Annotated in this window: 24 protein-coding genes, 5 tRNA genes and 1 pseudogene; 7 read left to right on the forward strand and 23 right to left on the reverse strand. The window is 53.4% G+C overall.

Annotated elements, in window-relative coordinates; all coding sequences use genetic code 11:
* The 4 genes from galT (at position 1) to gpmA (ending at position 4,191) form a co-directional block, all read left to right on the forward strand.
* Positions 1 to 1,047: a galactose-1-phosphate uridylyltransferase gene (gene galT, locus ACUY4S_RS15945; RefSeq protein WP_312688255.1), complete on the forward strand. Its 1,047-nt coding sequence runs from the start codon at positions 1 to 3 to the stop codon at positions 1,045 to 1,047.
* A 2-nt stretch (positions 1,048 to 1,049) separates the two neighbouring features.
* A complete protein-coding gene (gene galK / locus ACUY4S_RS15950; RefSeq protein WP_312688252.1) occupies positions 1,050 to 2,198 on the forward strand; it encodes a galactokinase in 1,149 nt (382 codons plus the stop codon).
* Positions 2,192 to 3,232, forward strand: a complete 1,041-nt coding sequence (gene galM, locus ACUY4S_RS15955) for a galactose-1-epimerase (protein WP_458021664.1) — start codon at positions 2,192 to 2,194, stop codon at positions 3,230 to 3,232. Before galK ends, galM begins: the two co-directional genes overlap by 7 nt.
* Before the next feature lie 206 nt (positions 3,233 to 3,438).
* Entirely contained in the window at positions 3,439 to 4,191 is a 753-nt protein-coding gene (gene gpmA, locus ACUY4S_RS15960; protein WP_312688247.1) for a 2,3-diphosphoglycerate-dependent phosphoglycerate mutase, read from the forward strand.
* Positions 4,192 to 4,290: 99 nt separating this feature from the next.
* Here the strand turns inward: gpmA and aroG are convergent, their stop codons facing one another.
* Complete coding sequence (gene aroG / locus ACUY4S_RS15965; protein ID WP_312688244.1) at positions 4,291 to 5,343, reverse strand: 3-deoxy-7-phosphoheptulonate synthase AroG; 1,053 nt, start codon at positions 5,341 to 5,343, stop codon at positions 4,291 to 4,293.
* A 318-nt stretch (positions 5,344 to 5,661) separates the two neighbouring features.
* Between aroG and ACUY4S_RS15970 the strand changes: the two genes are divergently transcribed.
* Both ACUY4S_RS15970 and zitB read left to right on the forward strand, forming a co-directional pair.
* On the forward strand, positions 5,662 to 6,027 hold the full coding sequence (locus ACUY4S_RS15970; protein ID WP_312688737.1) for a YbgS-like family protein: 366 nt from the start codon (positions 5,662 to 5,664) through the stop codon (positions 6,025 to 6,027).
* Positions 6,028 to 6,144: 117 nt separating this feature from the next.
* Positions 6,145 to 7,077, forward strand: coding sequence for a CDF family zinc transporter ZitB (zitB, locus tag ACUY4S_RS15975; protein ID WP_458021665.1), 933 nt, complete (start codon positions 6,145 to 6,147; stop codon positions 7,075 to 7,077).
* Here zitB and pnuC read toward each other — a convergent pair.
* From pnuC to cydA, 18 genes are all read right to left on the reverse strand, one after another.
* Positions 7,071 to 7,793: a nicotinamide riboside transporter PnuC gene (gene pnuC, locus ACUY4S_RS15980; RefSeq protein WP_312688238.1), complete on the reverse strand. Its 723-nt coding sequence runs from the start codon at positions 7,791 to 7,793 to the stop codon at positions 7,071 to 7,073. The genes zitB and pnuC overlap by 7 nt on opposite strands.
* Before the next feature lie 35 nt (positions 7,794 to 7,828).
* Positions 7,829 to 8,872 (reverse strand): quinolinate synthase NadA, encoded by a 1,044-nt coding sequence (gene nadA / locus ACUY4S_RS15985; protein WP_458021672.1) that lies wholly within the window; start codon positions 8,870 to 8,872, stop codon positions 7,829 to 7,831.
* A gap of 435 nt (positions 8,873 to 9,307) precedes the next feature.
* Positions 9,308 to 9,383: transfer RNA gene (locus ACUY4S_RS15990), tRNA-Lys, on the reverse strand.
* Between the two features lie 40 nt (positions 9,384 to 9,423).
* A tRNA-Lys gene (locus tag ACUY4S_RS15995) sits at positions 9,424 to 9,499 on the reverse strand.
* 144 nt (positions 9,500 to 9,643) lie between these two features.
* A tRNA-Lys gene (locus ACUY4S_RS16000) sits at positions 9,644 to 9,719 on the reverse strand.
* Between the two features lie 3 nt (positions 9,720 to 9,722).
* Positions 9,723 to 9,798 (reverse strand) — tRNA-Val (locus ACUY4S_RS16005).
* Positions 9,799 to 9,921: 123 nt separating this feature from the next.
* Positions 9,922 to 9,997, reverse strand: a tRNA-Lys gene (locus tag ACUY4S_RS16010).
* Positions 9,998 to 10,161: 164 nt separating this feature from the next.
* Positions 10,162 to 10,965 (reverse strand): cell division protein CpoB, encoded by an 804-nt coding sequence (gene cpoB / locus ACUY4S_RS16015; RefSeq protein ID WP_458023463.1) that lies wholly within the window; start codon positions 10,963 to 10,965, stop codon positions 10,162 to 10,164.
* A 9-nt stretch (positions 10,966 to 10,974) separates the two neighbouring features.
* Complete coding sequence (gene pal, locus ACUY4S_RS16020; RefSeq protein WP_090133362.1) at positions 10,975 to 11,490, reverse strand: peptidoglycan-associated lipoprotein Pal; 516 nt, start codon at positions 11,488 to 11,490, stop codon at positions 10,975 to 10,977.
* Positions 11,491 to 11,524: 34 nt separating this feature from the next.
* Positions 11,525 to 12,817, reverse strand: coding sequence for a Tol-Pal system beta propeller repeat protein TolB (gene tolB, locus ACUY4S_RS16025; RefSeq protein ID WP_458023465.1), 1,293 nt, complete (start codon positions 12,815 to 12,817; stop codon positions 11,525 to 11,527).
* 132 nt (positions 12,818 to 12,949) lie between these two features.
* Entirely contained in the window at positions 12,950 to 14,206 is a 1,257-nt protein-coding gene (gene tolA / locus ACUY4S_RS16030; RefSeq protein WP_458023462.1) for a cell envelope integrity protein TolA, read from the reverse strand.
* Positions 14,207 to 14,245: 39 nt separating this feature from the next.
* Positions 14,246 to 14,674 carry a colicin uptake protein TolR gene (tolR, locus tag ACUY4S_RS16035; protein WP_312692529.1) on the reverse strand — a complete coding sequence of 143 codons (429 nt, stop codon included), beginning with the start codon at positions 14,672 to 14,674 and terminating at the stop codon, positions 14,246 to 14,248.
* 3 nt (positions 14,675 to 14,677) lie between these two features.
* Positions 14,678 to 15,370, reverse strand: a complete 693-nt coding sequence (tolQ, locus tag ACUY4S_RS16040) for a Tol-Pal system protein TolQ (protein ID WP_312692531.1) — start codon at positions 15,368 to 15,370, stop codon at positions 14,678 to 14,680.
* Positions 15,367 to 15,771, reverse strand: a complete 405-nt coding sequence (gene ybgC / locus ACUY4S_RS16045; RefSeq protein WP_312692533.1) for a tol-pal system-associated acyl-CoA thioesterase — start codon at positions 15,769 to 15,771, stop codon at positions 15,367 to 15,369. Before ybgC ends, tolQ begins: the two co-directional genes overlap by 4 nt.
* 148 nt (positions 15,772 to 15,919) lie before the next feature.
* Positions 15,920 to 16,213 carry a cyd operon protein YbgE gene (gene ybgE / locus ACUY4S_RS16050; protein WP_312692535.1) on the reverse strand — a complete coding sequence of 98 codons (294 nt, stop codon included), beginning with the start codon at positions 16,211 to 16,213 and terminating at the stop codon, positions 15,920 to 15,922.
* The gene (gene cydX / locus ACUY4S_RS16055) at positions 16,213 to 16,326 is read right to left on the reverse strand and encodes a cytochrome bd-I oxidase subunit CydX (protein WP_004100325.1); all 114 of its coding nucleotides are present in this window, start codon (positions 16,324 to 16,326) and stop codon (positions 16,213 to 16,215) included. Before cydX ends, ybgE begins: the two co-directional genes overlap by 1 nt.
* A 14-nt stretch (positions 16,327 to 16,340) precedes the next feature.
* The gene (cydB, locus tag ACUY4S_RS16060) at positions 16,341 to 17,480 is read right to left on the reverse strand and encodes a cytochrome d ubiquinol oxidase subunit II (RefSeq protein ID WP_458023461.1); all 1,140 of its coding nucleotides are present in this window, start codon (positions 17,478 to 17,480) and stop codon (positions 16,341 to 16,343) included.
* 15 nt (positions 17,481 to 17,495) lie between these two features.
* Entirely contained in the window at positions 17,496 to 19,064 is a 1,569-nt protein-coding gene (gene cydA, locus ACUY4S_RS16065) for a cytochrome ubiquinol oxidase subunit I (protein ID WP_312692625.1), read from the reverse strand.
* 730 nt (positions 19,065 to 19,794) lie between these two features.
* On the opposite strand from cydA, the pseudogene ACUY4S_RS16070 reads away from it, so the two are divergent.
* Positions 19,795 to 20,079 (forward strand): annotated as a pseudogene (locus ACUY4S_RS16070) (winged helix-turn-helix transcriptional regulator); the annotation flags it as partial.
* Positions 20,080 to 20,250: 171 nt separating this feature from the next.
* On the opposite strand, the gene sucD reads toward ACUY4S_RS16070, so the two are convergent.
* From sucD to sucA, 4 genes are all read right to left on the reverse strand, one after another.
* Positions 20,251 to 21,120 carry a succinate--CoA ligase subunit alpha gene (sucD, locus tag ACUY4S_RS16075; protein ID WP_312692540.1) on the reverse strand — a complete coding sequence of 290 codons (870 nt, stop codon included), beginning with the start codon at positions 21,118 to 21,120 and terminating at the stop codon, positions 20,251 to 20,253.
* Positions 21,120 to 22,286: an ADP-forming succinate--CoA ligase subunit beta gene (gene sucC / locus ACUY4S_RS16080; protein ID WP_312692542.1), complete on the reverse strand. Its 1,167-nt coding sequence runs from the start codon at positions 22,284 to 22,286 to the stop codon at positions 21,120 to 21,122. The genes sucD and sucC overlap by 1 nt, the downstream gene beginning before the upstream one ends.
* Positions 22,287 to 22,388: 102 nt before the next feature.
* Positions 22,389 to 23,615: a 2-oxoglutarate dehydrogenase complex dihydrolipoyllysine-residue succinyltransferase gene (odhB, locus tag ACUY4S_RS16085; RefSeq protein ID WP_458023460.1), complete on the reverse strand. Its 1,227-nt coding sequence runs from the start codon at positions 23,613 to 23,615 to the stop codon at positions 22,389 to 22,391.
* Between the two features lie 14 nt (positions 23,616 to 23,629).
* Complete coding sequence (gene sucA, locus ACUY4S_RS16090) at positions 23,630 to 26,437, reverse strand: 2-oxoglutarate dehydrogenase E1 component (protein ID WP_312692546.1); 2,808 nt, start codon at positions 26,435 to 26,437, stop codon at positions 23,630 to 23,632.
* Between the last annotated feature and the right edge of the window lie 216 nt (positions 26,438 to 26,653).

A 26,653-nucleotide genomic window follows, 5' to 3' on the forward strand; every position in this document is an offset into this window, starting at 1 on the left:
ATGACGCAATTTAACCCGGTGGATCATCCTCATCGCCGTTACAACCCGTTGACGGGACAGTGGATCCTCGTTTCACCGCATCGCGCTAAGCGCCCCTGGCAGGGGGCGCAGGAAACACCGGCGAAGCAAACGCTACCCGCCCATGATCCGGACTGTTTTCTCTGCCCGGGGAATACGCGAGTAACCGGTGATAAAAACCCGGATTACGCCAGCACTTACGTATTTACGAATGACTTTGCGGCGCTAATGACCGACACGCCAGACGCGCCGGAAAGCAGCGATCCGTTGATGCGCAGCCAGAGTGCGCGCGGCACCAGCCGGGTTATCTGTTTTTCGCCAGACCACAGTAAAACACTGCCAGAACTGAGCATCAGCGCGCTGGAAGATGTGGTATCAACCTGGCAACAGCAGACAGCAGAACTGGGCCAAACCTATCCCTGGGTGCAGGTTTTTGAAAACAAAGGCGCGGCGATGGGCTGCTCGAACCCGCATCCACACGGCCAGATCTGGGCAAACAGCTTCCTGCCTAACGAAGCGGAACGCGAAGATCGCCTGCAAAAAGCCTACCTGGACCAGTACCACTCTCCCATGCTGGTCGACTACGCGCAGCGTGAACAGCAAGACGGCAGCCGTACAGTGGTTGAGACAGAGCACTGGCTGGCAGTGGTCCCATACTGGGCCGCCTGGCCGTTTGAAACCTTGCTGTTGCCAAAAACCCACCTGCTGCGTATGACCGATTTAAACGCTGAACAGCGTCGCGATCTGGCGCTGGCGCTGAAAAAACTGACCAGTCGCTATGACAATCTGTTCCAGTGCTCTTTCCCTTACTCAATGGGTTGGCACGGGGCACCGTTTAATGGCGAAGAGAATCAACACTGGCAGTTGCATGCGCACTTTTACCCGCCGTTGTTGCGTTCTGCTACCGTGCGCAAATTTATGGTTGGCTACGAAATGTTGGCCGAAACCCAGCGCGATTTGACGGCTGAGCAAGCTGCCGAACGCCTGCGCGCCGTGAGTGATATCCATTTTCGCGAATCCGGAGAATAATAATGAGTCTGAAAGAGAACACCCAGGCCCTGTTTGCTGAGAAATTTGGCTACCCTGCCACCCATACCATTCAGGCACCAGGCCGCGTCAACTTGATCGGCGAGCATACCGACTATAACGACGGTTTCGTGCTGCCCTGCGCCATTGACTACCAGACCGTGATCAGCTGTGCGCCGCGTACCGATCGCCTCGTGCGGGTCATTGCCGCCGATTACGATAACCAAATCGATGAATTCTCTCTTGATGCGCCGATCGTCACCCACGACAGCCAGCAATGGTCAAATTATGTGCGCGGCGTGGTAAAACACCTGCAAAAACGTGACGCTAACGTTGGCGGCGCGGATCTCGTCATCAGCGGAAATGTGCCGCAGGGCGCGGGCTTAAGCTCTTCCGCCTCGCTGGAAGTGGCGGTCGGCACCGTTTTCCAGCAGTTGTACCATCTGCCGCTGGATGGCGCGCAAATCGCGCTGAACGGTCAGGAGGCGGAAAACCAGTTTGTTGGCTGTAACTGCGGCATTATGGATCAGCTGATCTCTGCGCTCGGCAAAAAAGGGAGCGCGCTGCTCATTGACTGCCGCTCGCTCGGGACCAAAGCGGTTTCGATGCCGGCAGGCGTGGCCATTGTGATCATCAACAGTAACTTCAAACGCACGCTGGTCGGCAGCGAATACAACACCCGCCGCCAGCAGTGTGAAACGGGCGCGCGCTTCTTCCAGCAAAAAGCGCTGCGGGATGTCAGCATCGATCAGTTTAATGCCGTTGCCCATGAGCTGGATCCGCTGGTGGCGAAACGCGTTCGTCATGTGCTGAGCGAAAATGCCCGTACCGTCGAAGCGGCAAGCGCGCTGGAGAAAGGCGATCTGCAGCGTATGGGTGTACTCATGGCCGAGTCCCATACTTCCATGCGGGATGATTTTGAAATCACCGTACCGCAAATCGATACGCTGGTAGAGATTGTTAAAGCCACTATCGGCGACCAGGGCGGCGTGCGCATGACCGGCGGCGGTTTCGGTGGTTGTGTGGTTGCCCTCGTACCCGAAGCGATGGTGCCTGCAGTTAAAGAGGCTGTCGCACGTCAGTACGAAGCAAAAACCGGCATCAAAGAAACCTTCTATGTGTGCAAACCTTCACAGGGAGCAGGACAGTGTTAAACGAATCGTCTGCCATAGCCCCGGACGGGCTGCCTTTTCGTCTCATCACGCTGCGCAACCGCGCAGGAATGGTGGTGACGTTAATGGACTGGGGTGCCACGCTGTTATCGGCGCGTATCCCGTTACAGGATGGGTCCGTGCGTGAAGCCTTACTCGGCTGCGCAACGCCGGAACACTATCTGCATCAAACCGCGTTTCTTGGCGCCTCGATTGGCCGTTATGCCAACCGTATCGCCGCCAGCCGTTTTGAACTGGCCGGGCAGACGTACACCCTGCTGCCAAGCCAGGGCGAAAACCAGTTACACGGCGGCCCGGAAGGTTTTGACAAACGCCGCTGGTTGATTGAACGGCAAAACGATAACGAAGTGGTATTCGTGCTGAACTCACCGGACGGCGACCAGGGGTTTCCCGGTAATGTGCATGCAAGAGCGCATTTCCGCCTCGGTGATGATAACCGCCTGGCCATTGAATACCGCGCCACAACCGACAAGCCCTGCCCGGTTAACCTGACCAACCATGCTTACTTTAATCTGGATGGCGAACAGTCGGATGTGCGTAACCATACCTTGCAATTGCTGGCTGATGCCTATTTGCCGGTGGACAGTATGGGCTTGCCCACCGACGGGTTGAAAGCAGTAGCCCGAACCAGTTTTGATTTCCGCACGCCAAAAACAGTGGCGCAGGATTTTCTGGCCGATGCCGATCAGCAGGCAGTAAAAGGCTATGATCACGCCTTCCTGTTGCAAGCCCGCGGTGACGTCAGCCAGCCTGCAGCGCACCTTTGGTCGGCAGATAAGCAACTGGAAATGGCAGTGTATACCAGTGCACCAGCACTGCAGTTTTATTCGGGGAACTATCTTGATGGTACGCCCGCCCGCGGCGGTGTGACCTACAGTGCCTGGCAGGGTCTGGCGCTGGAGAGTGAATTCCTGCCGGACAGCCCCAACCGCCCGGACTTCCCGCAGCCGGACTGCGTTTTACTCCCCGGCGACGTCTATGTCAGCCTGACGGAATATCACTTTATTCCGCACTGATCCCCCGCCCTCCTTCCGGAGGGCTTTTTTTCATCATCTTGCTGAAATAACCGTCAGTTACAGACAAAATCATAACCCCTGGTTCACAAGCACCTTACACTGCGCCACTATTTTCGCTATGGTTAAGGGTAATCGTTGCCGCAGGTCTCTGCCCGGCAATATAATGAGAATTGTTATCATTCAATCAGGCTTACAGGAGTAAGAGTATGGCTGTTACTAAGCTGGTTCTGGTTCGTCACGGCGAAAGCCAGTGGAACAACGAAAACCGTTTTACCGGTTGGTACGATGTTGATCTGTCCGAAAAAGGCGTAGGCGAAGCAAAAGCAGCAGGCAAACTGCTGAAAGAGGAAGGCTACTCCTTCGATTTTGCTTACACCTCTGTGCTGAAACGTGCCATCCACACGCTGTGGAACGTTCTGGATGAGCTGGATCAGGCATGGTTACCGGTTGAAAAAAGCTGGAAACTGAACGAACGTCATTACGGTGCGCTGCAGGGGCTGAACAAAGCCGAAACCGCAGAAAAATACGGTGATGAGCAGGTTAAGCAGTGGCGTCGCGGCTTTGCTGTTACGCCGCCGGCGCTGACCAAAGATGATGAGCGTTTTCCGGGCCACGATCCGCGTTATGCGAAACTGACCGAAGCCGAGTTGCCGCAGACCGAAAGCCTGGCGCTGACCATCGATCGCGTAATCCCTTACTGGAACGACACCATTCTGCCGCGTCTGAAAAGTGGTGAGCGCGTGATCATTGCCGCTCACGGTAACTCCCTGCGTGCGCTGGTGAAGTACCTCGACAACATGAGCGAAGAAGAAATCCTTGAACTGAACATCCCGACCGGCGTACCGCTGGTGTATGAGTTCGACGAAAACTTTAAACCGCTGAAACATTATTATCTGGGCAACGCGGATGAGATCGCCGCAAAAGCGGCTGCTGTCGCTAACCAGGGTAAAGCGAAGTAATAAAAAAGCCGGGCATAAAATGCCCGGCTTTTTGTTTCTGGCCCGTTAGCGCAGCGCATGTGGGCTTTCACCACAGACAACTGCACTCCCTGCCAGAATTTAACCGCGACGCGCTTTCACCGCATTGGCTAGCTGACGCAGAATGGCATCGGTATCTTCCCAGCCGATGCAGGCATCAGTAATACTTTTACCGTAAACCAGCGGTTCACCGCTTTCCAGACTCTGATTGCCCTCCACCAGATGACTTTCAATCATCACGCCGATGATGGCGTTTTCGCCGCTGGCAATTTGCTGGCAAACGTCAGACCCGACTTCCATTTGCTTTTTGAACTGCTTGCTGGAATTTGCGTGGCTGAAATCAATCATTACCTGCGCTTGCAGGCCTGCTTTGTTGAGCCCCGTTTTAACGTCAGCGACATGCCTCGCGCTGTAGTTCGGCTCTTTGCCGCCGCGCAGAATGATGTGGCAGTCCGTATTACCGGCAGTATTTACGATTGCCGAGTGGCCCCATTTCGTCACCGACAGGAAGCAGTGAGGTGCACTGGCAGCGTTAATGGCGTCAATCGCCACTTTGATAGTGCCATCGGTACCATTTTTAAACCCCACCGGGCATGAGAGACCGGAAGCCAGTTCACGGTGTACCTGCGACTCGGTGGTGCGAGCACCAATGGCTCCCCAACTCATCAAATCCGCCAGATATTGTGGGGTGATCATATCCAGAAACTCACCTGCTGCCGGCAGGCCCGAATCATTGATCTCCAGCAGCAGCTTACGCGCAATACGCAGGCCGTCGTTGATCTGGAAGCTATTATCCATGTGTGGATCGTTAATCAGCCCTTTCCAGCCAACAGTGGTACGCGGCTTTTCAAAATAGACGCGCATCACCACTTCCAGCTCGCCTTTTAACTCTTCTCGTAGCGACAGCAGGCGCGAGGCGTATTCCTTCGCCGCAGCAGGATCATGAATAGAGCACGGACCAATCACCACCAGCAGACGATCGTCATTACCGCGCAGGATGTTGTGAATCGCTTTGCGGGCATGAGAAACCGTGTTGGCAGCCGTTTCAGTGGCGGGAAATTTTTCAAGGAGCGCTACAGGGGGTAATAACTCATTGATCTCTTTAATACGTAAATCGTCATTCTGATAATTCATGATCTTTCCAGTGTCGCTGTACTTTTTGTAATGAATGCAATCCTTCCAATCTATCTCGTCAGCCAGGAAGTGTAAACGTGATTTTACACTTCGCACGGATAATTCCTGGAATGAGGCGGAACGCCGCCAGAAAGTAGCGAACAGAGAGAACACGACTACACTTTTTAACTGTAATAACTTTTATTTTGCACTTTGTTAATATTCCATGCTGCCGAAGCGGTTGATAATGGCATGTTTAACCACTGAGCGTGATAATTCGTTCGCGCTGCTTTTATCGGCTTTCTGCACGGTAAAAACGACCAGAACAGGAGCATCATGATGAAAATGAATAAATTAGCGACGCTTTTACTGACCACTTCCCTGACTTTCGCCGGCGGTGCTTTCGCCGCAACGTCCTCCACGTCCGATAGCAGCAACGGCGATGCAAACGCTGCGGCGTCTGCCGGCCAGGTTGCCCCGGATGCGAAACAGAATCTGGAGCCGAATAACGTTGATAACAGCAAAATCAACACTGGCGATCCGGCCACGAATAGCCATAAGTCGTCGCAACATATGACCAAAGATGAAGTCCACAAAAATTCAATGTGTAAAGATGGTCGCTGCCCTGACGAGAACAAAAAAGTGGAAACAGGTAATGGTAATAACACACATGTGAACACCAAAACCGACGGTACCACCCAGTAAGGTATAAAGCCTTAACAAGAGGGAGAGCTACGGCTCTCCTTACTTTTTTCTCACCATACGCTAAAAATCTGCAATGATGTAAGTCGCTCATAATTATGAAGAGGCACGATCCCGACAATGGCGCATTCACATTCACACGCCCCTGCTGACACTAACGCTCGCCGACTATTGCTGGCATTTAGTGTTACCGCTGTCTTTATGTTGATTGAGGTGGTGGGCGGCCTCCTCTCTGGTTCGCTGGCGCTGCTGGCAGATGCGGGCCATATGCTTACCGATGCCGCCGCCCTGCTGTTTGCCTTGTTGGCGGTTCATTTCGCCCGTCAACCGCCCAGCGCCCGGCGGACGTTTGGCTGGCTGCGGCTGACCACGCTGGCAGCCTTTGTGAATGCGCTCGCGTTAGTGCTTATTACTCTCTTGATTGTCTGGGAAGCTTTCCAGCGTTTTTACCATCCGCACCCCGTGGCCGGAGCAACCATGATGGTCATCGCCATCGCCGGGCTGCTGGCTAATGTGCTGGCGTTCTGGTTGTTGCATCGGGGGAGCGAGGAAAAGAACCTCAACGTGCGCGCGGCTGCCCTGCATGTACTGGGCGACCTGCTGGGATCGGTGGGAGCGATTGTCGCCGCGCTAATTATTATTTATACCAACTGGACGCCAGTTGACCCTATCTTGTCGGTGCTGGTTTCTGTGCTGGTGCTGCGCAGCGCGTGGCGACTTCTGAAAGAGAGCGTGAATGAGTTGTTGGAAGGCGCGCCTGGCTCGCTGGATATTGGCGCGCTAAAACGCCACTTGCGACGGGCTATTCCGGAAGTCCGCGACGTACATCATGTACATGTCTGGCTGGTCGGTGAGAAACCGTTGATGACGCTGCATGTGCAGGTGGTACCGCCGCGCGATCATGACAAGCTGCTCGGCGACATCCAGCATTTTCTTGTTCATCATTACGATATTGAACATGCGACGATACAGATGGAGTATCAGCCCTGTAGCGGGCCAGACTGCCATCTCAGCGAGGCGCAGCCTGACCCTCATCCTTCACACCATCATTGAGCTGAAAGCGCGTGAGAACCTCGCTCACGCGCGCTATTCATCCACATGCGGCTGCCGTTAAGTGCGATGAAAGTCAGCAGCATGTATTCAAGCGACATTGCCCAGACGCCCTGCAAGGCAAAAATCACCACGCTGATGATATTAATAACCACCCACAACAGCCAGTTTTCGACATATTTGCGGGTCATCAGGATCATCGCCACAATCGACAACACCATCATGCAGGCGTCCCAGAACGGGAACGCATCGGGTTGCAGATCCGGCATCGCCACATGCATACCCAGCGTTTGCATCACCGCGACAGCCACCCGTGTCAGGAATGCAAATACCGGATCGATAAAGAAGGTCATCAAACCAATCGCGACCACGCAAGTTGCCAGCAGGGTTAATGCTTTTGGCAATGATAGCCAGCGAATTTGTAGGACCGCTTCATTTTGTGAAGTTTGCCGCGACCAGGCGTACCAGCCGTACACATTGGCGGCAAAGAAAAACAGTTGCAGCAGCAGACTGGCGTAGAGCTGAATCTGAAAGAAGATGATAGCGAACAGAGTGACGTTCACCAATCCAAAAGCATAGTTGCTGATCTTTTCCAGACTCGCCAGCCAGATACAAAGCAAACCCGCCAGTGTGCCCGTGGCTTCAATCCATGAAAGATCGTACCCGCCGGCACCAATCGGAATGTGCACCAGAATGTTCTGTGTACTAAAAAAATCCATTCTTTCCCCAGAGCGTAATACTACGCAGTAATAAATTAAGCACGTAGTGTAGCTGCAAAATCGAGCATGCGGTTAAGCGGAAGTAATGCACCCTCGCGCAGTGCAGCATCGACGTGGATTTCGTGGGCCGCTCCGCCGTTTTCCAGCGCTTCGGCAATGGCTTGCAGGCCATTCATTGCCATCCACGGGCAGTGCGCGCAGCTGCGGCACGTGGCCCCTTCGCCGGCGGTTGGCGCTTCGAGTAACTCTTTTTCCGGCACCGCCTGCTGCATTTTATAGAAGATACCGCGATCGGTAGCGACAATAAGTTGCTTATGCGGCAGGCTTTTCGCCGCGTTGATCAATTGGCTGGTCGAGCCTACCGCATCGGCCAGATTAACCACCGACTGTGGAGACTCGGGATGTACGAGTGTTGCCGCGTCCGGGTACAACGCTTTCATCCGCATCAACGCCTGAGTTTTAAACTCGTCATGTACGATACATGCACCTTGCCAGCATAAAACATCGGCACCGGTTTGTTTTTGCACGTAGCTGCCGAGATGGCGGTCCGGCGCCCAGATAATTTTTTCGCCCTGGCTGTCGAGGTGCTCAATTAACTCAACGGCAATGCTGGAAGTCACCACCCAGTCGGCACGTGCCTTCACGGCTGCGGAGGTATTGGCATAAACCACAACAGTACGATCGGGGTGCGCATCGCAGAAGGCGTTAAACTCATCGATCGGACAACCCAGATCCAGTGAGCACTCGGCATTCAGCGTGGGCATCAGGATGGTTTTTTCCGGGCTGAGGATTTTGGCAGTTTCCCCCATAAAACGCACACCGGCGACCAGCAGCGTTGAAGCGGCATGTCTCGCACCGAAGCGCGCCATCTCCAGTGAATCGGAAATACATCCACCGGTCTCTTCTGCCAGTTGCTGAATTTCCGGATCGGTATAGTAATGGGCCACCATCACGGCATTACGCGCTTTCAGTAAGCTTTTGATTTTCTCGCGGTAGAACTGCTTCTCATCCTGACGTAGCGGCGCGGGTTTTGGCGGAAAGGGATATATTGCGGTTTCGGGATCGAACATTACGCTCATCATGCTTACTCGTTTTGCTTGCTTAACTTAATAACCATAACAACGGTTAAGAATGCCAGTATTACGCCGACAACGTTTCATATACTAAACAAGATAGCCGATTGCATAAAAATTGTCGTGGGAAATTTTTGTAGGTGTGGGTAGTGGTCAGCGCGTTGTACGGGGAGGAAGACTCGTTTGCCGTTGCGCCTGTCGTTCTGAAGGCAGAGCTGAGAGCAAAAAGCACCGCCAGCGTCATTTTTTATGCAAAAAGGTAACACGATGGTTCGCTTCACTCGCCCTTCGATCCGAACCTGCTGCAGGTACATTCGTCTCATCCTGAGACTCTCCCTCCGGGCCAACGCTTCGCGTTGTTCAAAATTGTTCCCGACAATTTTGTCGAATCTTTAGCATGCTCAGATAGCAAAAAAGCGCCTTTAGGGCGCTTTTTTACATTGGTGGGTCGTGCAGGATTCGAACCTGCGACCAATTGATTAAAAGTCAACTGCTCTACCAACTGAGCTAACGACCCTTTCGGGATTGCCTTCGAAGTTGACCATCACCAGACAAAGTGGTGGGTCGTGCAGGATTCGAACCTGCGACCAATTGATTAAAAGTCAACTGCTCTACCAACTGAGCTAACGACCCATACGGGTAGTAACTTCGAAGAAAATTCTTTTCAGAACTGCAAAATGGTGGTTCGTGCAGGATGACTCGGCTTTGCGACGCCCTTCGGGCCGTTGCTGCGCAACGTTATCCTTCACGTTTAACATCTCCACCCGGATGTTAAAGTGGTGGGTCGTGCAGGATTCGAACCTGCGACCAATTGATTAAAAGTCAACTGCTCTACCAACTGAGCTAACGACCCGAGTGGTGGGTGATGACGGGATCGAACCGCCGACCCCCTCCTTGTAAGGGAGGTGCTCTCCCAGCTGAGCTAATCACCCGATACTACGCTGGATATAACTTTGTGGTGGGTCGTGCAGGATGACTCGGCTTTGCCTCGCCCTTCGGGCCGTTGCTGTGCAACGTTATCCTTCACGTTTAACATCTCCACACGGATGTTAAAGTGGTGGGTCGTGCAGGATTCGAACCTGCGACCAATTGATTAAAAGTCAACTGCTCTACCAACTGAGCTAACGACCCACTTTTGCGTTGCTTCCGGTTTATGCGATAACCCGTGGCAACGGCGGCATATATTACTGATTTAAGAATTCAGCGCAACAACAATTTCGACGCAAATCACTTAACTGCTTATGATTCATGCGACAAGACCAGAAAAAACGCGATTTCTGGTCATGCGCTATGCATTACATCGAACCAAGGCGTTTTTGTGCTTGTTTCGCGCCATCGGTGCCAGGGTATTTACTGACCACCTGCTGGTAGACCGCTTTCGCTTTTGCACTGTCCCCTTTGTCCTGCATAATCACACCGACTTTGTACATCGCGTCCGGTGCTTTAGGCGACTTCGGGTAATTCTTCACCACGGAGGCAAAGTAATAGGCAGCGTCGTCTTTTTTGCCCTTGTTATAATTCAACTGACCGAGCCAGTAATTGGCATTCGGAATATAGGTTGAATCCGGGTACTTTTTGACGAAGTTCTGGAAAGCCGCGATGGCATCGTCCTGACGAGATTTATCCTGCACCAGCGCAATCGCAGCGTTGTAATCGGTATTCGCATCGCCGCTCTGTACCGGCGCGCCAGAAGTGGCCGCACCTGTATTTGCCGCGCCGTTATCCGCCGCTGGAGCCTGAGCCGCTCCCTGATCGCCCGAGGTTTGCTGTGCCTGACCTGCAGCTGCCCCGCTTCCCAGACTGTCGATTTGCAACAGAATTTGCTTCTGGCGTTCAACCACCTGATTCAACTGATACTGATTTTCCTGGATTTGCCCACGAAGCGTATCAATATCGGCCTGATTATCAGAAAGTTGTTGCTGAAGTTGGGTTAAAAGCTGGCTGTGAGCATTGGAAATACGCTCAAGTTGAGTGACACGGTCTTCGACCGAGCCTGAGCCGACACTACTGATTGGCGCCTGAGCATTAGCGGCCCAGGGGGCCGCTATGCCAACCAGTAACGACAGACTCAACAGATGATGTCTGAAGTTACTGCTCATGCAATTCTCTTAGTAAACCAGTACGGCGCGACGGTTTTTAGCGTAAGCCGCTTCGTCGTGACCCAGTACTGCAGGTTTTTCTTTACCGTAAGAAACGATGGAGATCTGGTCAGCGGAAACGCCTTTACCCTGCAGGTACATTTTAACGGCGTTAGCACGACGTTCGCCCAGGGAGATGTTGTATTCCGGGGTACCACGTTCGTCAGCGTGACCTTCTACGGTGACTTTGTAGGACGGGTTGCTACGCAGGAAATTTGCGTGAGCATCCAGCATCGCTGCGAAGTCAGAACGGATGTCATACTTGTCCAGGTCGAAGTAAACAATGTTGTTCTGCTGCAGCTGTTGCATCTGCAGACGCGCTTGTTCTTCGGAAGACATGTTGCCATTACCGTTCATGCCAGTGCCAGCACCCATCATGCCTTCGCCGCTCTGGTCGCTAGTGTTGTTCTTGTGAGAAGAACATGCAGCGATTGCCATAACAGGCAGAGCCAGCATCAGGCCTTTCAGCACTTTATTCAGTTGCATTTCTTTGATTCCTTTTATAAACATCTATTTATTATCACAGATACGGAGACCAGGCAGGGAATTTAACCTGTCCATCAGTCGCCGGAAGACGCGCTTTGAAACGCCCATCTGTAGAAACCAGATTAAGCACGGATCCCATCCCCTGAGAAGAGCTGTAGATTACCATTGTGCCGTTAGGTGCCAGACTTGGCGTTTCGTCCAGGAACGTTGACGACAGAACTTGTACGCCACCCGCTGCCAGATCTTGTTTAGCAATGTGCTGCTGACCACCGTCAGAGCTTACCATCACCATAAATTTACCGTCGCTGCTCACATCCGCGTCCTGGTTTTGAGAACCCTGCCAGGAGATACGCTGTGCCGCACCGCCGTTAACGCTAACTTTATACACTTGCGGACGCCCTGCCTGGTCAGAAGTGAAGGCCAGGTTTTGGCTATCCGGGAACCAGGTCGGTTCGGTGTTGTTGCTGCGACCGTCCGTCACTTGACGGATCTGACCTGAGCCAATATCCATAACATAGATATTCAGACTGCCGGTTTTTGACAGTGCAAAGGCCAGTTTAGACCCGTCCGGAGAGAACGCCGGCGCACCGTTGTGACGCGGGAAAGACGCCACCTGGCGGATGCTGGCATTCGCCAGAGTCTGAATAACCAGCGCGGAACGACCGCTCTCGAAGGTCACGTATGCCAGTTTGGAACCGTCCGGAGACCAGGCCGGGGACATCAGCGGCTGCGGAGATTTGTGCACCAGGAACTGGTTATAACCGTCGTAATCGGAAACGCGGAGTTCGTAAGGGAACTGGCTGTTTGCCGTTTGTACAACGTAAGCAATACGGGTACGGAACGCGCCTTTAATACCGGTCAGTTTTTCAAACACTTCATCACTGGCAGCATGGGCAGCATAACGCAACCACTGTTTGTTCACCTTAAACGAGTTTTGCGCCAGCACGGTACCCGGCGCACCGCCAGTATCCACCAACTGATACGCCACGTTGTAGCTGCCATCAGGATTCGGGGTGATCTGACCGACAATTACCGCGTCAATACCCAGCGCGGACCAGGCCGCTGGCTGTACTTCTTGCGCGCTGCCCGGCTGCTGCGGCAGACGGGAACGATCGAGTGGATTGAATTTGCCGCTGTTGCGCAGATCTGCTGCAACGATGCCGCCTGCGTCTTCAGGTGCAGCGCCAGGCCCTGCCCACTGGAACGGCACAACGCCAATCGGGCGTGCCGAGTCCACCCCCTGGGTGATCTCGATACGTACTTCTGCGTGCAGCACTGCTGCCCACAGCATCAGAAAACCAAATGCAACACGTAATGCCTGCTTCATCATATCTCCCTTATCCGGGCGGAAAACCCGCGATAATTTAGCAGAATTTTAACAAACTCAATAAGACAAAACTACCCGCGTCAGGACGCCCTTAGCACCTTTTCCCCCGCAAGTAGCGAGGGTAAGTGTACCTTAAGGTTTGAAGTCCAGCGGCGCATTTTTGAACACTTCATATACAGCCTGACTTGGCGGCTTCGGCATTTTTGCCTGTTTCGCTGCAGCGAGCGCAGCCTGGCAAAGCGCCGGATCGCCACCTTCCGACTGAATATCTAACAACATGCCGTCTGGCGCCAGTTTGACACGTAACGTACAGGTTTTTCCTGCATATGAAGAAGCATCATAGAAACGACTTTCGATTGCCGCTTTAATCTGCCCTGCGTAGTTACTGATGTCTGCACCTGAAGCGCCATTATTCTTAGTGTTACCAGAACCTGCGGGCGAAGCGTGGTTTCCTTTCGATCCACCACCCGTTTTCGGCGCATTCTTACCGGAGCTCAGGTCACCAAACAAGTCGTCAACGCCTTCGGCTGCTGCGGCTTTTTCTGCGGCAGCTTTCTTGGCTGCGGCAGCTTTGTCCGCTGCGGCTTTCTTATCGGCTGCGGCTTTTTCTGCCGCGGCCGCTTTTTTCTCTTCTGCGGCTTTTTCAGCGGCGGCGGCTTTCGCTGCGGCAGCCTTTTCTGCAGCAGCTGCTTTTTCAGCTGCTGCTTTCTCGGCGGCGGCTTGTTTTGCCGCTTCGGCCTGGGCTTTCTTCTCAGCATCAGCCTGGGCTTTTTTCGCCGCTTCAGCCTCAGCTTTTTTCTTCGCGTCGGCAGCGGCTTTTGCGGCTTCAGCTTCGGCTTTCTTCTGCGCATCCGCAGCCGCTTTAGCTGCATCGGCTTCCGCTTTCTTCGCCGCATCTGCAGCGGCTTTTGCCTGTGCTTCCGCTTTAGCTTTTGCATCGGCAGCCGCTTTCGCAGCCGCTTCTTCCGCCTGCTTCTGCTGCTGTTGCGCCTGTTTTGCCGCTTCTTCTGCTTTTTTCTGCTGTTCGGCTTGCTCGCGTGCGGCTTCCTGCGCCTGCAGACGTTCTTTTTCCAGCTGTTTCAGACGCTCTTGCTCAGCGGCCTGCTTTTCACGCAGCTCTTCCGCCTGCTGTTGCGCCTGTTTTTCACGCTGTTCTTTTGCTCGCTGCGCGCTAGCTTGTTGCTGCTGCTGGCGATTGTAGTTATCCACCACTGCGCCCGGATCGACCATTACCGCGTCAATCGATGAGCCACCGCCGCCACCCGCAGATGCATCAATATGCTCATCGAACGAACTCCAAATCAGCAGCGCCACCAGAATCACATGTAGCACGGCAGAAATGATTATCGCTCGCTTGAGCTTGTCGTTTTGTACGGTTGCCTTTGACACTCTCGGTTCCCAAAAACTGTCCGCCTGTTAGGCCGGTGATCAGATAGGCTGCGTCATCAAGCCAACAGATTTCACACCCGCGCTATGTAACAGGTTCAGCGCTTTAATGATTTCATCGTACGGCACATCTTTTGCGCCGCCGATTAAGAACACGGTCTTCGGATTGGATTGCAGGCGACGTTGCGCCTCGGCAATCACCTGCTCCGGCGGTAGCTGATCCATACGATCTTTTTCCACCACCACGCTGTATTGTCCGACACCGGAAACCTCAATAATGACCGGAGGATCGTCGTTGGTACTGACGGTCTGCGATTGTGTCGCATCCGGCAGATCGACCTCAACGCTTTGCGTAATGATCGGTGCCGTCGCCATAAAGATCAGCAGCAGCACCAGCAACACGTCCAGCAACGGTACAATGTTGATTTCGGACTTCAGGGCACGACTGCCCCGTCCACGCGATCTGGCCATGGCTTACTCCTTGTTGCTCTCGCTGCTGGCGAATGCCTGGCGATGCAGAATAGCCGTGAACTCTTCCATAAAGTTGTCGTAATTCAGTTCCAGTTTGTTCACGCGCTGGTTCAGGCGGTTGTACGCCATCACCGCCGGAATCGCAGCGAACAGACCGATAGCCGTCGCGATCAGTGCTTCCGCAATACCTGGCGCAACCATCTGCAAGGTGGCCTGCTTCACCGCACCCAATGCAATAAAGGCGTGCATGATCCCCCAGACCGTACCGAACAGACCAATATAAGGACTGATGGAACCAACGGTACCGAGGAAAGGAATGTGGTTTTCCAGGCTTTCCAGCTCGCGGTTCATCGAAATGCGCATCGCACGTGATGCACCTTCGACAATCGCTTCTGGCGCGTGGCTGTTGGCGCGGTGCAAACGGGCAAACTCTTTGAACCCGCTATAAAAGATTTGTTCCGAACCGCTCAGATTGTCACGGCGCCCCTGGCTTTCCTGATACAGACGAGACAGTTCAATACCGGACCAGAACTTATCTTCGAAGGCTTCTGCTTCGCGTCCTGCTGCGTTAAGGATGCGCGTTCTCTGGATAATGATGGCCCAGGATGCGATTGAAAAACCAATCAAAATCAACATGATAAGTTTAACCAGAAGGCTTGCCTTCAGGAACAAATCAAGGATATTCATGTCAGTCACTGCTTAAACTCCGCGACAATAGACTTGGGAAGCGCACGAGGCTTCATTAAGAGTGGATCAACACAGACAATCAGTACTTCAGCTTCGTTCAGCACTTTGTTCTCTGCGTTGACGATCCGCTGCGTAAAAACCATAGAGGTTCCGCGCATTGATGTAACTTCCGTTTGGACTTCGAGCATGTCGTCGAGTCTGGCGGGTGCAAAATACTCCAGCGTCATTTTGCGTACCACGAAGGCGACACGCTCAGCCAGCAGAGCCTGTTGGCTAAAGTGATGGTGGCGCAGCATCTCTGTGCGGGCTCTTTCATAAAAAGCAACGTAGCTGGCGTGGTAAACCATGCCACCGGCGTCGGTATCTTCGTAGTAGACCCGAACCGGCCATCGAAACAGCGTTGTATTCACTTTACATCCCGGTAATGCAAAAAAAGTTAGAGCTTTTAAACTTCGCTACTATACGCGCGGGCAAGGTGCTTTGGAATGGGTTCAAGTAAACGGAGAGTAAAAATTTATGGGCTTTTGCAAGCCCATGAGGATAGCGGATATTTCTTATTCAAAAGAAGAAAAAAATAAGACCAGCAAGCAGAACCAGATCTGCCACCAGCGGACAGAAAATCCCCTGCCAGTGAAGCGCACGCGGGCGAAAACCCACGCCGTGGATTACGCCGGCACACACGGCCCAAATCAGCAGCAGACCATGCCAGATTTCCAGCTCACTGGTTTTGGCAGCAAAACGGGACGGATCCCAGAAAACGCAGCCAGCCAGCAGTAATGCCATTACTAAGGAAAGGGCCCTTAACGGGCCCCTGTCCATTACCGCATACAGTTTTGCGATAATGTTATCCATCAGTGTTCTTCTTTTCCGGCTTTGGTCGCTTCAACGTGCTCCAGCGCCAGCGCGGTGATCACTCCAAAAGCACAGGCAAGAAGCGTTCCTAAAATCCATGCGAAATACCACATATTCTGCTCCTTACTTAGTACATAGAGTGGGTATTGCTTTCAATGTGTTCTTTGGTAATGCGTCCGAACATTTTCCAGTAACACCAGGTGGTGTAGAGCAAAATGATCGGGACAAAGACCAGCGCCACATAGGTCATCAGGTTCAGGGTCAGTTGTGTCGATGTCGCATCCCACATGGTCAGGCTCGCTTTCATCATTGTGCTGGAAGGCATAATGAACGGGAACATCGCGATACCTGCGGTGAGGATGATGCACGCCAGCGTCAGTGAAGAGAAGATAAACGCCCATGCGGCTTTATCCAGACGCGCGGTCAGCACAGTCAACAGCGGCAGCACAACGCCCAGTGCCGGAACCAGCCACAGTACTGGCGTGTTATTAAAGTTGGTCAACCACGCGCCAGCTTGTAGTGCCACTTCTTTATGCAGCGGATTGGAAGCAGCATGGTGATCCATAACAGAGGTCACGACATAACCATCAATGCCGTAAACAACCCATAAACCCGCCAGTGCGAAGCAAACCAGGGTGACCAGCGCAGCAATTTGCGAAGTGGCACGAGCACGCAGATGCAGTTCACCCACGGTGCGCATTTGCAGATAGGTCGCGCCTTGCGTCAGGATCATACCAACGCTCACCACCCCTGCCAGCAGGCCAAACGGGTTCAGTAGCTGGAAGAAGTTACCGGTGTAGAACAGACGCATGTCATTATCGAGGTGGAACGGTACACCCTGCAACAGGTTACCGAATGCCACACCAATGACCAGCGGCGGCACAAAGCTACCGATAAAAATGCCCCAGTCCCACATGCCGCGCCAGCGGTTGTCTTCAATCTTCGAACGGTAATCAAAACCGACCGGACGGAAGAACAGTGACGCCAGTACGAGGATCATCGCCACGTAGAAGCCGGAGAAAGCAGCGGCATACACCATCGGCCAGGCAGCAAACAGCGCGCCGCCCGCCGTGATCAGCCACACCTGGTTACCGTCCCAGTGCGGCGCGATGGAGTTGATCATCACGCGGCGTTCAGTGTCGCTACGTCCCAGAACGCGAGTCAACATCCCCACGCCCATGTCGAAGCCGTCGGTGACCGCAAAACCAATCAGCAGAATGCCAACCAGCAGCCACCAGATAAAACGTAATACTTCATAATCGATCATTTGACGACTCCTGTCTTAGCGTGCCGGCTGAGAAGCCACGGTGGACTGCTCGTAGTGATAGCGACCTGTTTTCAGACTGCTCGGCCCAAGGCGAGCGAATTTGAACATCAGGAACACTTCCGCCACCATAAACAGCGTATAGAGGCCGCAAATCAGAATCATTGAGAACAGCAGATCGCCAACGGTTAACGACGAGTTAGCGACAGCGGTTGGCAGGACTTCACCAATCGCCCACGGCTGACGGCCATATTCCGCGACAAACCAGCCTGCTTCGATGGCGATCCACGGCAGCGGGATACCGTACAGAGCAGCACGCAGCAGCCATTTTTTCTCACCAATGCGGTTACGAATGACGGTCCAGAACGAGATACCGATAATCAGCAGCATCAGCACACCGCACGCCACCATCAGACGGAAGGCGAAGTACAACGGCGCAACACGTGGAATGGAGTCCTTAGTTGCCTGCTGGATCTGCGCATCGGTCGCATCGGTCACGTTCGGGGTATAGCGTTTCAACAACAGCCCGTAACCGAGGTCTTTCTTCACGTTATTAAACTGGTCGCGAACAGACTGATCGGTAGAACCCGCACGCAGCTGCTCCAGCAACTGGTACGCTTTCATACCGTTACGGATACGTTCTTCGTGCTGTACCATCAGATCTTTCAGACCGATAACCGGCGTATCGACCGAACGGGTAGCAATGATGCCCAGTGCGAAGGGGATCTGGATAGCGAATTTGTTTTCTTGCTTGTCCTGGTCAGGAATACCAAACAGCGTAAAGGCTGCCGGCGCTGGCTGGGTTTCCCATTCAGCTTCGATAGCGGCCAGTTTGGTTTTCTGCACGTCGCCCATTTCATAACCGGATTCATCACCCAGTACGATAACGGACAGTACCGCTGCCATGCCGAAGCTGGCTGCGATAGCAAAGGAGCGTTTTGCAAATGCGATGTCGCGACCGCGCAGCAAGTAGTAGGAGCTGATGCCAAGGATGAAGATGGCGCCACAAGTGTAACCGGATGCCACAGTGTGAACGAATTTCACCTGAGCGACCGGGTTCAGCACCAGTTCAGCGAAGCTGACCATTTCCATACGCATGGTTTCAAAATTGAAATCAGAGGCGATTGGGTTCTGCATCCAGCCGTTAGCCACCAGGATCCACAGCGCGGACAGGTTGGAGCCCAGTGCGACCAGCCATGTCACTGCCATGTGCTGTACTTTGCCCAGACGATCCCATCCGAAGAAGAACAGACCTACGAAGGTGGATTCGAGGAAGAAGGCCATTAAGCCTTCAATGGCCAGCGGCGCACCGAAGATATCCCCAACATAGTGGGAATAGTAAGACCAGTTTGTCCCGAACTGGAACTCCATAGTCAGGCCGGTTGCCACGCCCAGTGCAAAGTTGATACCAAACAACTTGCCCCAGAACTTGGTCATATCTTTATAAATCTGTTTGCCGGAGAGAACGTATACCGTTTCCATAATGGCCAGCAGGAACGCCATACCGAGCGTCAGTGGCACAAAAAGGAAGTGGTACATCGCGGTCAAGGCAAACTGTAAGCGCGACAGTTCGACTATATCTAACATCATGACTCCTTGCTCATCGCATGAAGACTCCGAGAGTAAACCCCATGAAAAGGTTCACACGCATGCCCCAATACAAATTAGCTGCACTTTTTTAATCACCGCCTATTCGCTACGGACGGTGAATCAAAAAGTTACAACCAGGTTAAGAAAAAACTCTAATTGATCTCTCGAGTATATTACTCCGCAAAACCCTTACAATAAAAAGGTTTTTATTGGGTTTGTTTTACGTTTTTCGACAGTGATCAATTTATACCGAATTTACCACTTTTTAGCCAATTTGATCGGCGACAATTTAACGATTTTTGGTGCTTTTTCCAAGCTTTTAAATATTGATTTAAATCAATATTATTCACCATTGTTAATTTTGTATACACGGTGAATTCTTAGTAAAAACCATGTTAATGGGATGTTCATTTTAACGTCATTAGCGGTTATCAATCGGCAGGTAAAGATAAATATTAACGAGGTTATTTAACGTTTGCAGGCGAAGTAAAAATTGCCGCAGTAAAAACACGCCAGAACACACAAAATTAATTTACTTCATGGCTTCGATATATTTCACAATTAATTCACCTTTTTAATTAACACACTTAACACCGACCGGTGATTATTGGATAATTACCCCTTCTGCTCTTTTACATTACATCACGGCGGCTGCTCTTCCATGCCAGGTTGAAGACCTGATAACGTAGCTTTTCCTCTAACCCCACTCATTCACTGAGGGCAGCCTATGTCATCACGAATTACCTTCCAGAAACAGCCCTGCCCCGTTGCACGCTCTGTTGATGTGCTTGGCGATCGCTGGGCATTACTCATTGTGCGTGATGCACAAGCAGGTGTAAGGCGTTTTAGTGATTTTCAGCGTGAGCTGGGCGTGGCGCGCAATATTCTCACCGATCGGCTTCGCACGTTGGTGGATATTGGGATTTTCATCACGCAACCTGCAACCGATGGTATGCCGTTCCAGGAGTATGTTCTGACTGAGAAAGGGGAATCGCTTTACCCGGCGATGATCCCGCGCGGCACAGAGGGTAGCGTGCGTAAACTCGGGCCATAAAAAAGGCCGCTACGGGAGCGGCCAACCATGTCGAAATCGTGCCTCTGCAGACGAAGCGTGTGCGTTAATGCTTCCGCACTCTGCCGTATGCAGAGGGATACGCTCCCCTTTTTGAGGAGCAATGAGGTTTTATTTAATGACAGCTTTCAGTGCTTCGCCGATATCGGCCAGGCTACGCACAGTTTTGACACCCGCCGCTTCCAGCGCAGCAAATTTTTCATCTGCTGTGCCTTTACCACCGGCAATAATGGCGCCCGCGTGGCCCATACGTTTGCCTTTCGGCGCAGTCACACCGGCAATGTAGCCGACAACCGGTTTGGTCACGTGATCTTTAATGTACGCAGCCGCTTCTTCTTCTGCGCTACCGCCAATTTCACCAATCATTACGATGGCTTCAGTCTGCGGATCTTCCTGGAACAGTTTCAGGATATCAATAAAGTTGGAGCCCGGAATGGGGTCGCCGCCAATACCCACGCAGGTAGACTGACCGAAACCATAATCGGTGGTCTGTTTTACTGCTTCATAGGTCAGAGTACCGGAACGGGAAACAATGCCGACTTTACCTGGCTGGTGAATGTGACCCGGCATGATGCCGATTTTGCATTCACCCGGAGTGATAACACCCGGGCAGTTCGGGCCAATCATGCGCACGCCAGCTTCATCCAGCTTCACTTTCACTGTCAGCATATCCAGCGTCGGGATACCTTCAGTAATGGTGATAATCAGCTTGATGCCGGCATCAATCGCTTCGAGGATGGAGTCTTTACAGAACGGGGCCGGAACATAAATAACCGTCGCCGTCGCACCGGTCGCTTCTACCGCCTCGCGCACGGTGTTAAACACTGGCAGACCAAGATGCGTGGTGCCGCCTTTGCCTGGCGTCACACCGCCAACCATCTGCGTACCGTAGGCAATCGCCTGCTCGGAGTGGAAAGTGCCCTGGCTACCGGTGAAACCCTGGCAGATAACTTTGGTGTTCTTATCAATCAAAACAGACATTATTTCCCCTCCACTGCGGCAACAACCTGCTGTGCTGCATCCGTCAGACTTTTCGCTGCGATAATATTCAGGCCGCTGTCCGCCAGGCGTTTTGCCCCGAGCTCCGCGTTGTTACCTTCCAGACGCACCACCACTGGTACGTTAACACCCACTTCTTCGACCGCGCCGATAATACCGTCGGCAATGAGGTCGCAGCGCACGATGCCGCCGAAGATGTTAACCAGAACGGCTTTCACGTTCTCATCGGACAGGATGATTTTAAACGCTTCGGTCACACGCTCTTTCGTTGCACCGCCGCCCACGTCGAGGAAGTTCGCCGGTTCGCCGCCGTGCAGCTTAACAATATCCATGGTGCCCATTGCCAGGCCTGCGCCATTCACCATGCAGCCGATGTTGCCATCCAGTGCGACATAGTTCAGTTCCCAGTGTGCAGCCTGCGCTTCACGCGGATCTTCCTGCGACTGGTCGCGCATTTCACGGAGTTCCGGCTGGCGGAACAGCGCATTGCCATCGGCACCCAGTTTGCCATCGAGGCAAATCAGGTCGCCCTGTTTAGTGATAACCAGCGGGTTGATTTCAATCAGTGCCAGGTCGCGCTCAAGGAAAATGGTCGCCAGCCCCATAAAAATTTTGGTGAACTGCTGAACCTGCTTGCCTTCCAGACCGAGTTTGAAAGCCAGATCGCGGCCCTGGTACGGCATCGGGCCCGCCAGCGGATCGATAGCCGTTTTGTGAATCAGGTGCGGCGTCTCTTCCGCCACTTTTTCGATTTCCACGCCGCCTTCAGTGGACGCCATGAACACCACACGACGCGAGCTACGGTCTACCACCGCGCCCAGATACAGCTCTTTATCGATATCCGTTGCCGCTTCAACCAGGATCTGGTTTACCGGCTGACCATTGGCGTCTGTTTGGTAGGTCACCAGACGTTTGCCAAGCCAGTTTTCCGCAAATGCGCGAATATCTTCTTTGCTGTTGACGACTTTTACGCCGCCCGCTTTACCGCGACCACCGGCATGGACCTGGCATTTTACGACCCACGGGCCTGCGCCAATTTTCGATGCCGCTTCTTCTGCTTCACGCGGGGTAGTACAGGCGTAACCAACCGGAGTCGGCAGACCTGACCGGGCAAAAAGTTGTTTCGCCTGATACTCGTGTAAGTTCATGTGTTCTATCCATCCTTCATTTAATTTGTCACGCCGGATGACGGCTTACAAAGCAGGTGTTCGTTATTAACCCGGCAGCGTAGCGCTGCCGGGCAAAGGACACTACACGTCCAGCAGCAGACGTGTCGGATCTTCCAGCAGCTCTTTAATGGCCACCAGGAAACCAACAGACTCGCGGCCATCGATCAGACGATGGTCGTAAGAGAGCGCCAGGTACATCATCGGCAGGATTTCAACTTTGCCGTCAACCGCCATCGGACGATCTTTGATGGCATGCATACCCAGGATCGCGCTCTGCGGCGGGTTGATGATGGGGGTAGACATCAGGGAGCCAAACACGCCGCCGTTCGTGATGGTAAAATTACCACCGGTCAAATCTTCAACGGTCAGTTTGCCATCGCGGCCTTTAACAGCCAGCTCTTTGATTTTCTTCTCAATGTCGGCCATGCCCAGCGTATCAACATCACGCAGAACCGGCGTGACCAGACCACGCGGTGTGGAGACAGCCATACTGACATCGAAGTAGTTGTGATAAACAACATCATCACCGTCAATAGACGCATTCACTTCCGGGTAGCGTTTCAGCGCTTCGACGACAGCTTTTACATAGAACGACATAAAGCCCAGACGGATACCGTGGCGTTTTTCGAACGCATCACCGTACTGCTTACGCAGATCCATAATTGGCTTCATGTTGACTTCGTTAAAGGTGGTCAGCATTGCGGTGGAATTTTTTGCTTCCAGCAGACGCTCAGCCACACGTTTACGCAGACGGGTCATCGGTACGCGTTTTTCGGTACGGCCAGCCAGTTGCGGCGCCGGGCTGCTTGCAGGAGCGGCAGCCGGTTTGCTCTCTTCTTTCGCAGCGGGGGCTTTCGCCAGATGTTTTTCAACATCTTCACGCGTGATGCGACCACCCACACCGGAGCCTTTAATGGCGCTGGCGTCGAGGTTGTGTTCGGCCAGCAGGCGACGGATCGCCGGGCTGAGCGCATCATTGCTTTGCTCTTCCAGCGACGCCTGCTGGCGCTGCGCCGGGGTAGACTCTTTCGCGTCCGACTTGGCGCTGCTCTCTTTGCCAGCACTGTTGCCTTCACGCAGACGACCCAGGATCTGACGAGAAGTCACGGTAGTGCCTTCATCTTCCAGCACCGCATCCAGAATGCCGTCCGCTGCCGCCGGTACTTCCAGTACCACTTTGTCAGTCTCGATTTCCACCAGTACTTCATCGCGTTGGACGCTATCGCCCGGTTTTTTGTGCCAGGTTGCAACAGTCGCGTCGGCAACGGACTCAGGCAGGTCGGGAACAAGAATATCTACGCTACTCATTATTTATCCTTTATTTAATCGACGTTCAGCGCGTCATTAACCAGATCTTGTTGCTGTTTCTGGTGAACGGACAGATATCCCACCGCCGGGGAGGCGGAGGCCGGGCGACCTGCATAACGCAGAGCAGCCCCAAACGGAATCACTTCACGGAAATGATGCTGGCTGCAGTACCAGGCGCCCTGGTTAAGCGGCTCTTCCTGGCACCAGACAAAATCATGCACGTGAGCATAAGGTTTCAGCGCTTCCTGCACAGACTGGTGCGGGAACGGGTACAGCTGTTCGATACGGACGATGGCGACATCCTTCTGGTCGTTTTTACGACGCTGTTCGAGCAGGTCATAATAAACCTTACCAGAACAAAGGATAACGCGTTTCACGCCTTGTGGATCGAGATCGTCCACTTCGCCAATCGCCGGCATAAAGGTGCCATTCGCCAGTTCATCCAGCGTAGAAACCGCCTGCGGATGGCGCAGCAGCGATTTCGGTGACATCACAATCAGCGGACGGCGCATACCGCGCAGCGCCTGGCGGCGCAGCATGTGGTAAACCTGCGCCGGGGTCGACGGCACGCAAACCTGCATGTTCTGCTCTGCGCACAGCTGCAAATAACGCTCCAGACGGGCGGAGGAGTGCTCCGGGCCCTGTCCTTCATAACCGTGCGGCAGCAGCATCACCAGACCACACATACGGCCCCATTTCTGCTCGCCGGAGCTAATGAACTGGTCAATAACCACTTGCGCGCCGTTGGCGAAGTCACCGAACTGGGCTTCCCAAATAGTCAGGGTACGCGGTTCCGCTGTGGCATAGCCGTATTCGAATGCCAGCACGGCTTCTTCAGAAAGCACGGAATCCCAGACGCGGAACTGTCCCTGGCCATTATGGACATGGCTCAACGGAATATAGGTAGAACCGTTGCTCTGGTTATGCACCACCGCATGGCGGTGGAAGAACGTACCGCGGCCAGAGTCTTCACCGGAAATACGAATCGGAATGCCTTCATCCACCAGGGTGGCGTAAGCCAGCGTCTCTGCTCCACCCCAGTCGAACAGTTTTTCACCTGTCGCCATTAACTGGCGATCGCCGTAGATTTTCGCCACGCGCGGCTGCATTTCGATAGCGTCCGGCACCGTACTGATGCGTTTGGCCAGCTCTTGCAGACGTTTCATCTCGACCTTGTTCGGGTAGCTCTCATCCCATTCATGGTTGAGGTACGGTGACCAGGTAAAGGAGTGCATGTTCATCGGACGCCACTCATCTACCACGCATTCGCCCGCGTCCAGCTTATCGCGGTAAAGGTTCACCAGCTCGGTGGCATCTTCCAGGGTGATGGTTTTGTCCTGCTCCAGACGGTCAGCGTAGATTTTACGCGGCGTCGGGTGTTTTTTGATTTTCTGGTACATCAGCGGCTGGGTCGCGCTCGGCTCGTCGGCTTCGTTATGACCGTGACGGCGATAGCACACCAGATCGATAAACACATCGCGTTTAAAGGTGTTACGGAAATCAAGCGCCACGCGGGTAACAAAGGCGACGGCTTCCGGATCGTCCGCATTCACGTGGAAAATCGGCGCCTGCACCATCTTACCGATATCGGTACAGTACGGCGTAGAGCGTGCATCCAGCGGGTTAGACGTGGTGAAGCCCACCTGGTTGTTAATTACAATACGCACGGTGCCACCCACTTCGTAACCGCGTGCTTTAGACATGTTCAGGGTTTCCTGAACCACGCCCTGCCCGGCAACGGCGGCATCACCGTGAATGGTAATCGGCAGCACTTTATTGCTGCTCGGCTCAGCAAGGCGATCAAGACGGGCGCGAACAGAACCGATCACCACCGGGCTAACAATCTCCAGATGCGACGGGTTAAACGCCAGCGCCAGGTGTACCAGGCCGCCTTCGGTTTCCACGTCGGATGAGAAGCCCATATGGTATTTCACATCGCCAGTGCCGAGGTGTTCTTTATGTTTACCGGCAAATTCGTCGAACAGATCCTGCGGTTTTTTACCCAGGACGTTGATCAGTACGTTCAGACGACCACGGTGCGCCATGCCCAGCACCACTTCACGAGTACCGCTGTTACCTGCGTGACGGATCATCTCCTTCAGCATCGGCACCAGTGCATCGCCACCTTCCAGCGAGAAGCGTTTCGCCCCTGGGAATTTGGCGCCCAGGTAACGTTCCAGCCCTTCGGCTGCGGTCAGTTCACTTAAGAAACGTTTTTTCTCTTCGGCGCTAAAGCTGGATTTCCCGGCAGCCGATTCGATGCGCTGTTGGATCCAGCGTTTCTCTTCGGTGCTGGTGATGTGCATATATTCCGCACCAATTGAGCCGCAATAGGTCTCTTTCAGCGCTTCAATCAACTCCCCCAGCGGCATTGTGTCTTTGCCGATGGCGAACGAACCGACATTGAAACTGTTCTGGAAGTCTGCTTCTGTCAGGTCGTGGTAAGCCGGATCGAGGTCTGCGACGCGCTCTTGCTGCCACAGTCCCAGCGGGTCGAGATTCGCATGCTGATGACCACGGAAGCGGTATGCGTTAATCAGCTGCAGGACTTTAACCTGCTTCGCATTGGTGTCCGGATCGGAGATAGAGGAAGAGTAACGTGAAGCATCCTTCGCCAGTTGACGGAAATAATCACGTGTTTTGGAGTGGAATTGATCCGGTTTGACTCCGGTGCCTGGTAACTGCTGGAACATGGAACGCCAGTTAGCATCTACCGAGTCAGGGTCGGTTAAGAAGTCTTCATAGAGCTGTTCTATCCAGCTCTGGTTAGACCCAGAGAGGTAAGAAGAGTCCAGCCAGGCTTTCATTGCGCCGTTCTGCATCGTGATCCCTTAAGCATTGTTATGCTTACTTCGCCGTGGATAACTACGACGTACACTGCTTAGCGCACGTCCCAGGGTTCACTTGCGGGCTCTTAGGTGGCCCGCGAAGGAACCTTTAAAAACTGCCCTAATCTTTGCTGTTTGGGTTGCGACTGCGTTGGCTGCCTTTGCTTACCCAGGTCACATCGTTAACTCTGTTCCCTGGGATGCGCTCAG

Source organism: Kosakonia beeri (genome assembly GCF_054165705.1).